The organism is Pokkaliibacter sp. MBI-7 (assembly GCF_029846635.1).
In the GTDB taxonomy this organism is placed as follows: domain Bacteria; phylum Pseudomonadota; class Gammaproteobacteria; order Pseudomonadales; family Balneatricaceae; genus Pokkaliibacter.
The window spans coordinates 2,569,298-2,583,408 of record NZ_JARVTG010000001.1; the positions used below are offsets into that span (position 1 = coordinate 2,569,298).

12 protein-coding genes are annotated in these 14,111 nt (G+C 58.8%); 6 read left to right on the forward strand and 6 right to left on the reverse strand.

What is annotated here, in order from left to right; genetic code table 11:
* Positions 1–61: 61 nt before the first annotated feature.
* Positions 62–1,072 (reverse strand): putative 2-aminoethylphosphonate ABC transporter substrate-binding protein, encoded by a 1,011-nt coding sequence (locus tag QCD60_RS11495; protein WP_279785355.1) that lies wholly within the window; start codon positions 1,070–1,072, stop codon positions 62–64.
* A 182-nt stretch (positions 1,073–1,254) separates the two neighbouring features.
* The gene (locus QCD60_RS11500; RefSeq protein WP_279785358.1) at positions 1,255–2,505 is read right to left on the reverse strand and encodes an FAD-dependent oxidoreductase; all 1,251 of its coding nucleotides are present in this window, start codon (positions 2,503–2,505) and stop codon (positions 1,255–1,257) included.
* Between the two features lie 222 nt (positions 2,506–2,727).
* On the opposite strand from QCD60_RS11500, the gene QCD60_RS11505 reads away from it, so the two are divergent.
* The 3 genes from QCD60_RS11505 to QCD60_RS11515 all read left to right on the forward strand — a co-directional run bounded on the left by QCD60_RS11505 (position 2,728) and on the right by QCD60_RS11515 (position 4,778).
* Positions 2,728–3,753, forward strand: a complete 1,026-nt coding sequence (locus QCD60_RS11505) for a DUF5924 family protein (protein ID WP_279785360.1) — start codon at positions 2,728–2,730, stop codon at positions 3,751–3,753.
* Between the two features lie 98 nt (positions 3,754–3,851).
* Entirely contained in the window at positions 3,852–4,226 is a 375-nt protein-coding gene (locus QCD60_RS11510) for a T6SS effector amidase Tae4 family protein (protein ID WP_279785363.1), read from the forward strand.
* A gap of 132 nt (positions 4,227–4,358) precedes the next feature.
* The gene (locus QCD60_RS11515; protein ID WP_279785365.1) at positions 4,359–4,778 is read left to right on the forward strand and encodes a T6SS amidase immunity protein Tai4 family protein; all 420 of its coding nucleotides are present in this window, start codon (positions 4,359–4,361) and stop codon (positions 4,776–4,778) included.
* A gap of 60 nt (positions 4,779–4,838) precedes the next feature.
* Here QCD60_RS11515 and serA read toward each other — a convergent pair whose 3' ends face one another.
* Entirely contained in the window at positions 4,839–6,071 is a 1,233-nt protein-coding gene (serA, locus tag QCD60_RS11520) for a phosphoglycerate dehydrogenase (protein ID WP_279785367.1), read from the reverse strand.
* Between the two features lie 414 nt (positions 6,072–6,485).
* On the opposite strand from serA, the gene QCD60_RS11525 reads away from it, so the two are divergent.
* Positions 6,486–7,151: a fumarylacetoacetate hydrolase family protein gene (locus QCD60_RS11525; protein ID WP_279785370.1), complete on the forward strand. Its 666-nt coding sequence runs from the start codon at positions 6,486–6,488 to the stop codon at positions 7,149–7,151.
* A gap of 88 nt (positions 7,152–7,239) precedes the next feature.
* Here the strand turns inward: QCD60_RS11525 and QCD60_RS11530 are convergent, their stop codons facing one another.
* The 3 genes from QCD60_RS11530 to QCD60_RS11540 form a co-directional block, all read right to left on the reverse strand.
* A complete protein-coding gene (locus QCD60_RS11530) occupies positions 7,240–7,974 on the reverse strand; it encodes an adenine nucleotide alpha hydrolase (RefSeq protein WP_279785372.1) in 735 nt (244 codons plus the stop codon).
* Positions 7,971–9,224: a GGDEF domain-containing protein gene (locus tag QCD60_RS11535; RefSeq protein WP_279785374.1), complete on the reverse strand. Its 1,254-nt coding sequence runs from the start codon at positions 9,222–9,224 to the stop codon at positions 7,971–7,973. The genes QCD60_RS11530 and QCD60_RS11535 overlap by 4 nt, the downstream gene beginning before the upstream one ends.
* A 301-nt stretch (positions 9,225–9,525) precedes the next feature.
* Entirely contained in the window at positions 9,526–9,942 is a 417-nt protein-coding gene (locus QCD60_RS11540; RefSeq protein WP_279787913.1) for an acyl-CoA thioesterase, read from the reverse strand.
* Between the two features lie 466 nt (positions 9,943–10,408).
* Between QCD60_RS11540 and QCD60_RS11545 the strand changes: the two genes are divergently transcribed.
* Positions 10,409–11,386: a phosphate ABC transporter substrate-binding protein PstS family protein gene (locus QCD60_RS11545; RefSeq protein ID WP_279785376.1), complete on the forward strand. Its 978-nt coding sequence runs from the start codon at positions 10,409–10,411 to the stop codon at positions 11,384–11,386.
* 428 nt (positions 11,387–11,814) lie between these two features.
* Complete coding sequence (locus QCD60_RS11550) at positions 11,815–14,106, forward strand: ABC transporter permease subunit (RefSeq protein ID WP_279785379.1); 2,292 nt, start codon at positions 11,815–11,817, stop codon at positions 14,104–14,106.
* The last annotated feature ends 5 nt before the right edge of the window (positions 14,107–14,111 follow it).

The window sequence follows — 14,111 nt, forward strand, 5'->3', positions numbered from 1 at the left end:
GAAAACGGACAGCACGCTGGCAGTTGCCCTGCCGGCGTGCTGAGGTACAGCAGGTGAAGCCTTACTTCGCTTCGGACTTGCCGTCGTAACGCTTGGTCCACTCGGTGAGGATGGTGTCGCGGTTTTTCGCTGCCCAGCCGAAGTCGTTGTTGATCATCAGCTGTTCTGCGTTGGTGGGGAAATACTGCACAGGCTGCGCCACATCGGGCATGGCCACCACCGCATAGCCTTCGTTATAGAGCTCGTTGGCCTTCTTGCTGACGGTCCAGTCCACCAGGGTCTTGGCGGCATCTATATGCTTGCTGCCTTTTACGATAGCGGTCGCTTCCATATCCCAGCCCAGACCTTCTTTGGGGAAGACCAGTTCAAGCGGTGCACCCTTGGCCTTTTCCTTGGCACCGCGGAAGGCGAAGGAGATACCGATGGGGGTTTCGCCGGAGGCGGCCATCTTGCAGGGCTTGGAGCCGGAGTGGGTGTAGGCCGAGATGTTCTGGTGCAGGCCATCCATGAAGGCCCAGCCCTTGTCTTCGCCGAACAGCTGCAGCCAGCTGGAAACGTCAAGGAAGCCGGTGCCGGAAGAGGCCGGGTTAGGCATGACCACGTGGCCTTTGTAGACCGGATTGGTCAGATCTTCCCAGGAGGTGGGCATCGGCAGGTTGAACTTCTTGGCTTCTTCGGTGTTGACGCAGATGGCGGCCATCCAGGCATCCATCCCGGTCCAGCTGGGTTCGGCGCTGTTGTCGCGGAATTTTTCTGACAGCTTGTCGTAGCCCGCAGGCTTGTAGGGCTGCAACAGGCCATCGTTGGCCAGCAGCATCAGGCTGGTAGCGGCCAGACCCCAGACTACATCGGCCTGAGGGTTGTCTTTCTCGGCCAGCAGCTTGGCGGTGATCACTCCGGTGGAATCGCGCACCCAGTTGATCTTGATGTCGGGATGCTCTTCGTTGAAACGGGCGGCGTACTTTTTCAGGTCTTCCGCTTCAATGGCGGTATATACCGTCAGCTCGCTACTGGCGTAGGCAGCATTGGCGAGTAACAGGCTGGTGGACAACATCAACAGGGTCTTGCGCATGGAAAGGTCTCCTCGTTGTTGGTTTGGTATATACCAGTAAACTTACCTATGAAAGATGACAGTCCTATTAAGTCGAGTTTGCAGTCTGGTGAATTCATTGGCAGCACGGAGCATGCTGCTGTCCTCCCTGACGCGGCGGAGGGCTCGCTGCACTCCTGCTGTGGGTTAGGTGGCGCTGCAGTTCAGCCGGTTCGTTTATTAGCGCGTGCCAGGGCACAGCGGCGCTGAAACTCATCACACATCGGGTCGACCCGGCCAAAGCGGTTGGGGCTGAAGGCCTGACGGTCCAGCCAGCGCGAGTGACCGCTAATGTCCGCACTGATAAGCCGGGCAATACCGCCTGACAGGCTGACACCGGCACCGGAACAGCCGGTGGCGGCGATAAAGCCTTCGACGTCGCCCACCTGACCAAGCAACGGCAGGCCATCCGGGGTATAGCTGGAAATATTGCTGACATGGTGGGCCATCGGCAGCTGCTGCAGTGCCGGGAAAAACGCCTGCAGTGCCGAGAAGCCGGCGGCCAGTGCCTCCCAGCCCTCGTCATCTTCACCGAAACTGAACCCGCGGATGTCCACCGGCAGCTGCGCAGGGCTGGCGTAGACCGGGTGCTGATCACGCAGACCAAACAGCAGGCCACCGACCTCCGGCCGCGCATAGGCCAGTGCATCGGGCAGAATCACCATCGGTGACTGGCTGGGAAACAGCGGGCTGCTGGCGGTGATCCAGTAGTGGCTGCGGACCGGCGCCATGGCCAGAAACAAATCCTGTTCATAGGCCAGTGCGGTGCTCCAGGGGCCGGCGGCATCAATGACCCAGCGCGCCAACAGCTGCTCACCCTGCTCCAGTTCCACCCCGGTGATACGCTGACCATCGCGCAGCAGGCGTTGTACGGCACTGTACTGGCGGAGGTTGACGCCCTGACGGCGTGCGCCCTGAGCGTAGGCCATGCACAGCTGATAGGGGTCGATAAAGCCATCGTGGGGCAGCAGTGCGGCCGCACAGTCGCCCGGCACCTGCAGCCACGGGCACCGCTGGCTGACCTGCTCTGCCTGCAACCACTGCACCGGATCCTGCTGCAGCTGCGCCAGCTCGGCGGTGCGGCTGACCTGGGCACGGGCGCTGTCACTGCAACCGATGTGCAGGCTGCCGACCTGATTGAAAGGGATATCGATCCCCTCTTCATTGAGCCGGGCAATGGCGGCAAAGGTTTCGCTGACCAGTGCCCTGACCTGGGGCGTAGGACGGGCCTTGGTGAGCAATCCTGCAGCAAAACTGGTGGTGCCGCTGCCAAGGGTCTGACGCTCCAGCAGGGTGATCTGCAGCGCCGGGTCACGGCTCAGGTAATAGCCCAGAGCACAGCCCAGCACTCCGCCACCGATGATCAGCACATCGGAGTGGGCAGAGGACGAATGAGTCAGCGCAGCCTTGGTCATGGTGTCTACCTGTTGAATTTTGGTATAGACCAGATCCTAGGCTTGCAATATGAATGCCGTATGACAGCCCGGTTTTAGCGGAGCCAGGCCCGCAGGCCGGTAAATCGGTGTCAGCAGGGTGACGAATTTCGATACAGAGACGGACCATCTGCGCAGGGGAGCTGGGGTATACTGGGCGGTCTTGGCGCTCCCCCTGTTGAACTCCAGCTGTCGGTCCTGAACATGCTCGCGACCAGTAAACACCATCTGCAATCCCTGTTAACCCGTGTGCTGGGTCTGATCCAGCGTTATCCGCGGGTACTTGCCCTGTTTGGCTTCTGCTCCGGTCTGGCCAGTTTCTTTCTGGTCGATCGCCAGCATCGCGCCGGTCAGGTCATCGCCATCATCATGCTGGTCAGCTGGCTGTGGCTGGTGCTGGAAAACCTGCTGACCGACAAGATCGCCAAACGCTTCGGTCTGTACCTGCCACCCGCGCTGCTGCGCTATGTCACCCAGCTGATTCATCAGGAAAGCCTGTTTTTCACCCTGCCGTTCTTCGCCGTGACCACGGCATGGAATTCGGGGCAGGCGGTCTTTACCGGCCTGCTGGGGGTGGCGGCACTGATCTCGATTACCGACCCGCTGTATTACAAATGGCTGTCGAACCGCCGCTGGCTGTTCCTCGCCTATCACAATCTCAGCCTGTTTGCGGTGCTGCTGACGGTACTGCCGCTGATCCTGCATCTGAGCACCACCCAGAGTTACCAGCTGGCGCTGGCGACCACGGTGGCGCTGTCCCTACCCAGCCGTCTGGTCTCGCTGTCGCAGCAGACCCCCTGGCGCTGGGCGGTGGCGGTGGTGCTGACCGGCGCCATCGCGTTTGCCGGCTGGCTGGGCCGGGCCTGGGTGCCGCCAGCGACACTGTGGCTGCAGGAGATGGCCATCACCAGCCAGTTCGACAGCCGTTCCCGCGCGCCGGGCGACAGCCTCAGGAGCCTGACCGAGCAGCAGCTGCGTGATCAGGGGCTGTATGCTTATACCGCCATCAATGCCCCGCGTGGGCTGGATGAACGCATCTATCATCAGTGGATCTACAACGGCAAGGAGCTGGATCGCATCCCGCTGGATATTCATGGCGGGCGCGAACAGGGTTACCGGGCCTGGAGCCGCAAGCAGAACTTCCCCAAGGAGGTGGTCGGTGAGTGGCAGGTCAAGGTGCTGACTGAGGATGGGCAGGTTATTGGTACCCTGCGCTTTGAGGTGCAGTGAATAACAACAGACTGACAATGAAACACAAATAGGGATGATCTTTGCCGAGACCCTTTTTATTTTTACTGGCTTCGACTTAAGTAAGGGAGTTACTGAATATGTCAAAGCGTCCGCCGTTTACTCAAGCATGGGCAGCTTCACGTCGAATCTATGACCCGGTTGATCCTTTGGGAAAGGTTGCCAGTGTCATCGGAGGCAAGGTGGCGTTCAATATTTCGCAGGTCGCAGAGCCACAGCGATGGAAGAATACCTGTGCAGTGCGCATGAGCTACATCCTCAATGAAACAGGTACCTTGGTACCCAGATCAGGTACTCACACCGTCTCGGGAAAGAATGGTAGGTGGTATTTTTATCGCGTTGGGAATGTCATTGATTTTCTGCAAAAGCAGTGGGGGCAACCCGATCTGTCCGTCGATGATCCACAAATAGGTGACAGTCTGATGGAGGGTAAAAAAGGGCGTGATGCTGTTTGAGGTTGAAGGCTGGAGTGACGCCAGTGGCCATGCGACGTTGTGGGATGGCACGGGTACTTGTTATGACCACTGCTATTTTAATTATCCCCTGGCAGTTTACCGAACCAAGAAGGCTCATTTCTGGGAGCTGCCATGAGTAAAGTCGCTTTGGTTGTGGTCTTGGCAGCCCTCGGCTTGTCACCAGTGATGGCAGATAGCCACTCCACTCTGGCGGCAGTGCGCGTTCAGGACGATGCCACTAAGTATAGAGACGCAGCACTGGCACTTTGTCTGTCGCGTGCCTTTGCTGATAAAGCCCCATTAGTGGCCAATGACGCTGCGAATACGGCCAGTACTCTTAATGCACTGAACTCATCAGCGGAGCCTTTTTGGCAGCACAATGGTCAGCTGAGTCAGCTACTGAACAGCTATCTACAGCAGCCCTTTCGTCTCCCCGAACAAGAGCGCCAACCCCTGCTGGTCGCTACCTGCATGGACTTCTATCACAGTCAGTCATTGGCTGACTTGACCAGAGCCGCGTTATCCACGCACCCGTCTAAAGCTCAGCCATAGCAGATAAAACAAAACCGGCTCACAGGGAGCCGGTTTTGTTTACTGCGGCAGATCAGCGGATCAGAACAGCACGCGAGTCTTGATGGTGCCCTGGATCTGCTGCAGCTTTTGCAGCGCCAGTTCTGAGTACTCGGCGTCCACATCGATCACCACGTAGCCCACGTTCTCGTTGGTCTGCAGGAACTGCGAGGAGATGTTGATGTTGTTTTCGGAGAAAACGCTGTTGATCTGCGACATGATGCCGGGCACGTTCTTGTGAATGTGCAGCAGGCGATGCTTGCCGGGGTGTGAAGGCAGCGCCACTTCAGGGAAGTTGACGGACATGGTGGAGGTACCGTTGTCGCTGTAACGCACCAGCTTCTCGGACACTTCCACACCGATCATTTCCTGCGCTTCCATGGTGGAACCACCGATGTGCGGGGTCAGGATGACATTGTCCAGACCGCGCAGCGGTGACAGGAACTCATCCTTGTTGGAGCGTGGCTCAACCGGGAACACGTCGATGGCCGCACCCAGCAGTTTCTTGCTGGTGATGTTCTCGGCCAGCGCCTCGATATCCACCACGGTGCCACGGGAAGCGTTGATCAGGATCGAACCTTCTTTCATCCAGCCCAGTTCGCGTGCGCCGAACATGTTCTTGGTGGACGCGGTTTCCGGTACGTGCAGGCTGACAACGTCAACCTTGCCGAGCAGTTCTTCCAGGCTGGCGATCTGCTGGGCGTTACCCAGAGGCAGCTTGGTAACCACGTCGTAGTAATAGACTTTCATCCCCATGGACTCGGCCATGACCGACAGCTGGGTGCCGATAGAGCCGTAACCGATGATGCCGAGTTTCTTGCCACGGATTTCGTAGCTGTTATCGGCTGACTTCATCCAGCCACCGCGGTGGCAGACGATGTTCTTCTCGGGGATACCGCGCATCAGCATGATGATTTCAGCAATCACCAGCTCTGCCACCGAACGGGTGTTGGAGTAAGGTGCGTTGAATACAGCGATACCGCGGGTCAGGGCAGCATTCAGATCAACCTGGTTGGTACCGATGCAGAAGCAGCCGATGGCAACCAGTTTCTGCGCTTCAGCCAGCACGGTTTCAGTCAGTTGAGTACGGGAGCGGATGCCGATGAAGTGGGCGTCGCGGATCGATTCGATCAGCTGCTCTTCTGGCAGGGAGCCTTTATGGTATTCGATGTTGGAGTAACCCTGGCCCTGGAACATGTCCAGCGCTGACTGGTGTACGCCTTCCAACAGAAGGATCTTGATTTTGCTTTTATCAAGAGAAACGGTCTTGCTCATGGTGCTCACGTAATCCTCGCTATACGTTAGCCGGGCTGGTGGCGACATAACCGCAGGCGCTGTGTCTCCCTTTCTGACATTCGAGGCAACAATGAGGATTATTGCCGAACCGGGGGAGCTTCCCAGGGTGCCGCGCTATGCGTGCCGAGTGGGGCGGCTATAATAGCACAGCCGTAGCCAAGGGATGTTGGCAAAAAGGCAAATACCATGAAGCTTAGGGTGAATTTTTTAACTAAGGCGTTTACTTTTATTCATGGTCAGGGGTGTCGCACTTGCATTAAGCGAACCGCAGCCATACAGGAAGGCAGTAGTGACGATGCAGGACCCGCCTTGCCGGCACCGTAAGACGCATATCAGACCAGAATAGCAATACCAATAAGCACAGCTGAAAGCTCAACCGAACGAGGACAGGTTATGGCGTATGCACACCGTTATGTTGATGGCGAAACTCTGATTCATCCCCTGGGCAAGGTGGTCTGTATTGGCCGTAACTATGCCGAGCACGTCCGTGAACTGAACAATGCCATGCCGACCGAGCCCCTGCTGTTTATCAAGCCTGCGACGGCGGTGGTGCCGATGGAAGAGCCGTTCTCCCTGCCCTCGCACCTGAGCAGTGACATCCATTACGAGACCGAGCTGGCGGTACTGATCGGCGCAACCCTGAAGCAGGCCGATGAAGCCGAGGCCAAGGCCGCGATTGCAGGCTTCGGTCTGGCACTGGATCTGACCCTGCGTGATGTGCAGAGCAAACTGAAAGACAAGGGCCAGCCCTGGGAAAAGGCCAAGGCGTTTGATGGTTCCTGCCCGTTGTCACGCTTTGTCCGCGCCGATGCCGTCAGCGATATCCAGAATCTGGGGCTGAAGCTGACCATCAATAATGAAGTCCGTCAGAACGGTACTACGGCCGATATGATCAACCCGGTACTGCCTCTGCTGGCGTACATCAGCCAGTACTTTACCCTGCAACCCGGTGATGTGGTGCTGACCGGCACGCCTGAGGGCGTTGGCCAGCTGCACAGCGGCGATCAGCTGGTGGTCGGACTGGATACCCTGCTGCAGGTCGAAACGCGCGTGCGCTGAAGACTGAACAGTAGCCCGCTACGTTCTGAGAAACCGGCTACCCGCCGGTTTCTTGCTATTCGGGCCAGCTCGGCTGTTGAGAGCGGCTTTACGGTGCAGCGGGCAGCAGATCGGCAAAGACAAAACCTTCCCGCTCCACCACCTCGCCACCGGTGACGGCAATGGGCTGGCGAAACATCGGCCCGGCACTGACAAAGGTGTGGAATTCGCCGTTCTCGCCACAGGGGTCGACACCCTCCGGGCACTCGGCCAGCAGCTGCTGATCAAAACGTCGCCCTGCCCAGCTGACAGGCACCCTGCGCGGATCGATACAGGTCAGATGGGCCACCAGTCCGGCTGCCAGCATGTCGGCAGCGAGCTGACCGGTGGGAATGTCCCACAGTGGAAAGACCGGTGTCAGGCCCGTCCCCGCCAGTCGCTGTTCGCGGTAAGTGCGAATATCCCGCAGATAAAGATCGCCAAAGGCAAACAGCTCGGTGCCAAGCGCTTTGGCCTGTTCGATAAAGGCGCCCATGCGCTGCTCGTATTCCTCGTTGGAGCAGGGGTACGGCAGTTCAATTTCATACAGCGGCAGACCTGCGGCCTCGGCCTGCAGGCGTACCAGCTGGCGTCGCACGGCATGCATGGCGACACGGTCAAAGGTCTGGTTGAAGGTAGTAAGTAAGCCGATGACCTCATAGGCCGGGTTCTGCTGCAGCTGATACAGCGTCCAGGCGCTGTCTTTGCCGCTGCTCCAGGACAGCAGCACCTTACGCGGTGCGGCTGGCGGGGTGGTATGAGTTGAGGGTGAAGGGATACTGGCGGACGGGGTATGGGGGTTCAAGCCGGGTCTCCGGTGGATTCCGAGGTCAGATGCAGCTTCTGTTTATACATGCGATGTTCGGCCAGACTCAACAGGTGATCGGGCAGCTGACCATCCAGCGGAGCGATAGCGGTCCCGGCGCTGATACGGATAGTGAGCGCCAGTTCCTTGTTGTCTTCCGCCGCCAGCACATAGGGGCGGTGCAGGTTTTCCATCAGATAGCGCTGCCAGTGCTTGAGCTCGGCGGTGTTGTGGCAGGCGCGGATCACCACAAACTCATCACCGCCCATGCGCGCCAGGTAGGCTGGCTGCGGATTGAGCGAACGCAGACGCTCGGCCACATGCTGTAGCAGCAGGTCGCCGGTGTGGTAACCGTAGCGGTCATTGATGGGCTTGAATTCATCCAGTGCCAGCAGAATCACCGCCAGCTGCGCTGAGCCGCTGGAGCGGCGGGTCAGCGAGGTGGTGGTGCCGGTGGCCGGTTGCAGCAGACGCTGACCGGACCAGCGCTGGATGTCACTTTGCAGGCGGATTTTCTGCAACTGCCCGGACAGATGGGTCATGCAGTGGTAGCGGTTGGGCAGCCCGGTCAGGGCATCGTGGTAGGCCGCGTGCTGTACCTGATTATGCAGCTGACGCAGATCGGGCTGGGCGCCGCTGTCCTTCTCACGTCGCTGGATGCGCTGGCCGACATAGCGCAGGCGTCCCTGCCAGTCGAGTAACCAGCCCATCAAAAGGCACAGTGCCAGCGCCAGAGTCAGGGTCAGCATTTCCCAGGGCAGCGAGGCGGACGGATGCAGCGTGACCGTCAGCACGGCCAGCGGAAAGGCGCAGAGCAAACCCTGCCACAGATTGCGCCAGTGGCTGGCCATCAGCGCCAGCAGTAACAGATGAGTGGTCAGCAGGGCCAGGCGCATGGGCGCAGGCAGCAGGGTGAAAGCATTGTCCTGACTGGTCCACAGCACTGCCAGCGGGAACAGCAGGCAATAGCTGAAGTAGAATGACCGCCCCCACGGGCCGGCGTCCGGTGGCTGCATCAGAATCAGGAAGTAACTCGGCCAGAGTACACAGAGGATGCCGGGAGGAAACAGGATCAGCCAGTCATCGGGGTGACGGTACAGCAGGCTGAAATACACCACCAGTGAGCCCAGCGCCAGTAACAGCGCACCGAGCTGGCGCACAGGCGTATAGAGCTCTTCCTGCTGTGAGCGAAAGTGGGGAATCTCTTCACTGCGAAGCCTGGCCTGTTCGGCCTGGAATAAAACACCCATGTGGCACCTGTCTGTTCGCCGACGGCGGCGCTATCAATACGGTGGTGATATCACATCTACTGAGGTTGCTAACTGCAAAAGCAAGACCAGACTGCGTGCCAGCACAAGCCCATGGGGGTCGTCAAAACGGCTGGCAGTCAAACCTCACGGTAGTCCCAAGCATAGTATGAAAATGCGTTGCTGTGGCGGAGGGATAACGATAACCGCGCCAGTAATGGCGACGATCAGCACAACAGGCAGGAAGAGGAAGGCGTCGCAGCCCCATGCGGCGTGGCCGGCATGGAGCTGTGTAACCGGCAGATCAGCGGCCGAGGCGCTGGTAGGCGGTGGGCAGCGGGCGAATATGCCCTTCGTCATTGATCGCCACCAGCACGAACAGGCCTTCGGTGATCTTGCGGAATTCTGTGCCATCCGGGCACTGCGCCCAGACTTCCACGGCAATCTTCATTGATGATTTGCCGGTTTCCACCGTACGGGTATAGAAACTCAGCAGCGTGCCCACCAGTACCGGGGAGAGAAACTCCACCTGAGAAATGGACACGGTGGCAATACGGCCATGGGCCAGTCTGCCCGCATGGACGGCGGCGGCGGTATCCATATGCTTGACCAGCCAGCCGCCGAAAATATCGCCGTAGCTGTTGGTATCACTGATGGACGCCGGGAATTGCAGGCTCAACTCACCCTGAGGCAGCGGATTGCTTTCTTCACTGTCGAGCAGCTCGACGGCGTCGTTTTCTGGGACGTTCAAAGGTTCCATGACATTCACTTTCAGCTAATTGAGCCCGAAGGCCAGCTCGCCTTGTTCCAGCTTGCTTATTATAGGGGACTCGTGCTGTCACCGGCCCTGCTGTGTGGTGACGAGGTGACCGACCCCGGTGGGTGCCGGATTCAGTCACACCGGCCATCGGCTAGTATAGCGGCATCGTCGCAGAAGGCGCAGCACTTCTGCTGCAGTGTGTATCCTGACGGGGTGAGTGCGTGTTGTTCCGTTGCTTGTCATGCGATTGTCATATTTACGTCATAGAGTGTCGGGGCTACATTGGGGGCTGTCTCTGTTGAGGCGGCGTTCAGGGAGAGACGAGACCGCAGCTTGTCTCTCCCGCTCAGGCACCGACGGCCATCAGGGTGAATGGTGCACCAACCATAGCCTGCAAGACGCGATCAGCGGGGAAGCAAAGCATCTGATGCGATTCAATCTAAGTGTGGCGACTGTCCTGCTGACGCTGACCACCACTGCTGGTGCCCGTCTGGCACAGGCCAGCAATGTTGATACTGACCTGCCTGATTATCAGAAAGCCGCTGGTGTGTCCGGTAACCTGTCGTCGGTCGGCTCCGATACCCTGGCCAACCTGATGACGCTGTGGGCCGAGGCCTTCAAGCGCAATTATCCTAACGTCAATGTCCAGATTCAGGCCGCTGGCTCCTCCACTGCCCCACCTGCGCTGACCGAAGGCACCGCCAATGTCGGGCCGATGAGTCGCACCATGAAGGACAACGAGATCGAAGCCTTCGAGAGCAAATACGGCTATAAGCCGACCGCCGTGCCAGTTGCTATCGATGCGCTGGCGGTGTTTGTACAGAAGGACAATCCGGTCGAAAACCTCACCCTGCAACAGCTGGACGGTATTTTCTCCTCTACCCGCAAGTGTGGCGGCGACGACATCAGCCGCTGGAGCCAGGTCGGTGTGAGTGGCAGTCTGGCCGAGCAAAGTATTCAGCTGTACGGCCGTAACTCGGTGTCCGGTACCTACGGCTATTTCAAGGAACATGCCCTGTGCAAGGGTGACTACAAGAACAACGTCAATGAACAGCCGGGCTCGGCGTCGGTGGTACAGTCGGTTTCCACCTCACTGAATGCTATCGGTTATTCCGGCATCGGCTACAAGACCGCCTCAGTCAAAACCGTTAATCTCGCCAAAAAAGAGGGCGGTCCCTATGTGGCGGCGACGGCAGAAAACGCCATCAACGGTAGCTATCCACTGGCTCGCTTCCTCTATATCTACGTCAACAAGGCCCCCAACCAGCCGTTACCGCCGCTGGAGCGTGAGCTGATCAGGCTGATCATGTCCCGGCAGGGTCAGGAAGTGGTGGTACGTGATGGTTATGTGCCGCTGCCTAAACAGGTGGTGGAGAAAGCACTGGGGAGTGTCGGATTACAGTGAAGGATGCCGAGCGTGCTGAGCATTGTGAACGCGTTCTGATGCAGGCAGCGGCGGTCCATTTTCACAGGGAGTGACAGCTAAAGCCTGGCAGATTCGAAGAAGGGGCGAATCTGTCAGGCTTTTCTCTTTACCTCACCGTACAGGTGTGGGATGTCTGGCTGAAGGAGAAGCCGCGACATGATCAACAGGGAAGAAAGACACCGGTCATTCAGCATGAGGGGAAGCCATTCCTGCCTCAGGGTGACGCATATGCGTCGAATGTCATGGTATTGTCATAATGCCGCAATACACTGGTGTTCCGCTTTATCTGCGCACGCCGTATCCTTGCGCCTTTTTGCCCAACTGGCTGATAAGACGGTGATTTGCCAAATTCGACAGAGCCTCACAAGCCATAGCCCCATACCAGCCGTGCTGGCCAGAGTGGTTTCATGAACGCACGTGTACCCGTGGATGCCCCTGAACTGGATTTCGATACCCCTGCCCTGCGGCGGCATCGCAGAATCCGTGCGCTCAAGGATCGGCTGGCGAGTGGCATGATCGGTATCGGTGGCATCAGTGTCATCATGGCCGTGCTGTTGATCTGTGTTTATCTGATTTATGAAGTGCTGCCGCTGTTCGAGCGCGCCAGCATCCGCCCCTGGCAGACGGCTCAGCAGCTCAGCAGCGCCTATGTGCTGGCCGATGTCAAAGGTTCACCGCTCTACATCACTACTGAAGAGCAGGCCGAAATCGGCATGGAAGTCACCGATGCCGGTGAAGTGGTGTTCTTCGATGCCGCCAGTGGCAAGATCGTCCAGCGTCATGCCCTGCCCCTGCCTGCCAATACCCATATCACCAGTTTTGCCGAGCCTGCCGCGCGCGGTGATACCTTCGCAGTGGGATTGTCTGATGGTTCGGCACTGGTGCTGCGTGATGATTACCAGGTCACCTACCCCAGCGATCAGCGCCTGATCACCCCCCAGCTCAGCTTTCCCTTTGGTGACACACCGCTGCAGGTACAGAGCGACGGTCAGCCACTCAATTATCTGGCACTGCGAGACAGTGATGACGCACTGATGCTGGTCGGTGGCCATGACGCCAATCTGGCGGCGGTGCGCTTCGACAAACAGACTAATCTGCTGACCAATGAAGTCAGCCTGACACCGACCCGCTTCAGCCTGCCACAGAGCAATCACCGGGTGCTGCAGGTGCTGATTCTGCCCGGCATGCAGTGGATCGTGGCGGGTGAAGAGAACGGCGGCCTGTCGGTGTTCGATCTGCGCAAGGCCGATAAACCCATCCTCAGCGAACAGCTGAGCGCCAGTAAGGGCGACATTACCCGCATGACCCTGCTGCTGGGCGGTCAGTCGGTACTGGTGGGGGATGATCAGGGCACCGTATCGCAGTGGTTTCTGGTGCGCGGCGAGAAGAAAGAATGGCATCTGCAGCGTATCCGTGCCTTCAGCCGTCAGGGTTACAAGGTTGACTGGATTGCGCCGGAGCAGGGCCGCAAAGGCTTTGCCGTGGCGTACGACGACGGCATGGTCAGCCTCTACAACGCCACTGCCGAGACCAACAGTGTCAATCGCCGCCTGTTTGAGCAGAGCGAACCGCTGCTGCTGGGCTATGCTCCGCGCGGCAACGCCCTGCTGACGGTGAACAGCCAGCATCAGTTGCAGCTGTGGTCCGTGGACAACGAGCACCCGGAAGTCTCCTGGCGTAGTCTGTGGGGCAAGGTCTGGTATGAAGGCTACGATCACCCCGACTACATCTGGCAGTCTTCCTCTGCCGCCAATGATTTCGAGCCCAAGTTCAGCCTGACACCGCTGGCGTTCGGTACCCTCAAGGCGGCGCTGTATGCCATGTTGCTGGCCACACCGCTGGCCATTTGTGGCGCTATCTACACCGCCTACTTCATGGCTGGCGGATTGCGGCGCAAGGTCAAGCCACTGATCGAGCTGATGGAAGCCCTGCCGACGGTGATTCTTGGCTTCTTTGCCGGGCTGTTTCTGGCGCCCTTTGTGGAAGGCCACCTGCCCTTTATTGCTATGGCCCTCGTCCTGATTCCTGTCGGTGTGCTGCTGTTTGCCTTTGCCTGGGCGCAGTTGCCCGGCGCGATCCGTCACCGCCTGCCGGAAGGCTTTGATGCCCTGCTGCTGGTGCCGCTGATCCTGCTGCTGGGCTGGCTGTGCCTGAGCTTGTCAGAGCCGGTGGAGCTGGCCCTGTTCGGCGGCGATGCCCGTGCCTTCCTCACCAATCAGCTGGGGATCGACTTCGATCAGCGCAATGCGCTGGTGGTCGGTCTGGCGATGGGGTTTGCGGTGATTCCGACGATCTTCTCCATTACCGAAGATGCCATCTTCGGCGTGCCCCGCTCGCTCACCTACGGCTCGCTGGCACTGGGCGCCACGCCCTGGCAGACCCTGGTGCGGGTGGTGCTGCCCACTGCTTCGCCGGGGATTTTCTCGGCGCTGATGATCGGTCTGGGCCGGGCGGTAGGTGAAACCATGATTGTGCTGATGGCCACCGGTAACACGCCGATCATGGATGCCAATATTTTCGAGGGCATGCGGACGCTGGCTGCCAATATCGCGGTAGAAATGCCGGAGTCGGAAGTGGGCAGTTCCCATTTCCGTATCCTGTTCCTGGCGGCGCTGGTGCTGTTTGCCTTTACTTTTGTGATGAATACCGGTGCAGAGCTGATCCGTCAGCGCCTGCGCAAAAAATACGGTTCCCTGTAACCCTG

Bases quoted from the DNA above. Each gene is read 5' to 3' on its own strand.
- QCD60_RS11510 (WP_279785363.1), top strand. From the start codon at position 3,852: ATGTCAAAGCGTCCGCCGTTTACTCAAGCATGGGCAGCTTCACGTCGA.
- QCD60_RS11505 (WP_279785360.1), top strand. From the start codon at position 2,728: ATGCTCGCGACCAGTAAACACCATCTGCAATCCCTGTTAACCCGTGTG.
- QCD60_RS11500 (WP_279785358.1), bottom strand. From the start codon at position 2,505: ATGACCAAGGCTGCGCTGACTCATTCGTCCTCTGCCCACTCCGATGTG.
- QCD60_RS11550 (WP_279785379.1), top strand. From the start codon at position 11,815: ATGAACGCACGTGTACCCGTGGATGCCCCTGAACTGGATTTCGATACC.
- serA (WP_279785367.1), bottom strand. From the start codon at position 6,071: ATGAGCAAGACCGTTTCTCTTGATAAAAGCAAAATCAAGATCCTTCTG.
- QCD60_RS11545 (WP_279785376.1), top strand. From the start codon at position 10,409: ATGCGATTCAATCTAAGTGTGGCGACTGTCCTGCTGACGCTGACCACC.
- QCD60_RS11515 (WP_279785365.1), top strand. From the start codon at position 4,359: ATGAGTAAAGTCGCTTTGGTTGTGGTCTTGGCAGCCCTCGGCTTGTCA.
- QCD60_RS11495 (WP_279785355.1), bottom strand. From the start codon at position 1,072: ATGCGCAAGACCCTGTTGATGTTGTCCACCAGCCTGTTACTCGCCAAT.
- QCD60_RS11535 (WP_279785374.1), bottom strand. From the start codon at position 9,224: ATGGGTGTTTTATTCCAGGCCGAACAGGCCAGGCTTCGCAGTGAAGAG.
- QCD60_RS11525 (WP_279785370.1), top strand. From the start codon at position 6,486: ATGGCGTATGCACACCGTTATGTTGATGGCGAAACTCTGATTCATCCC.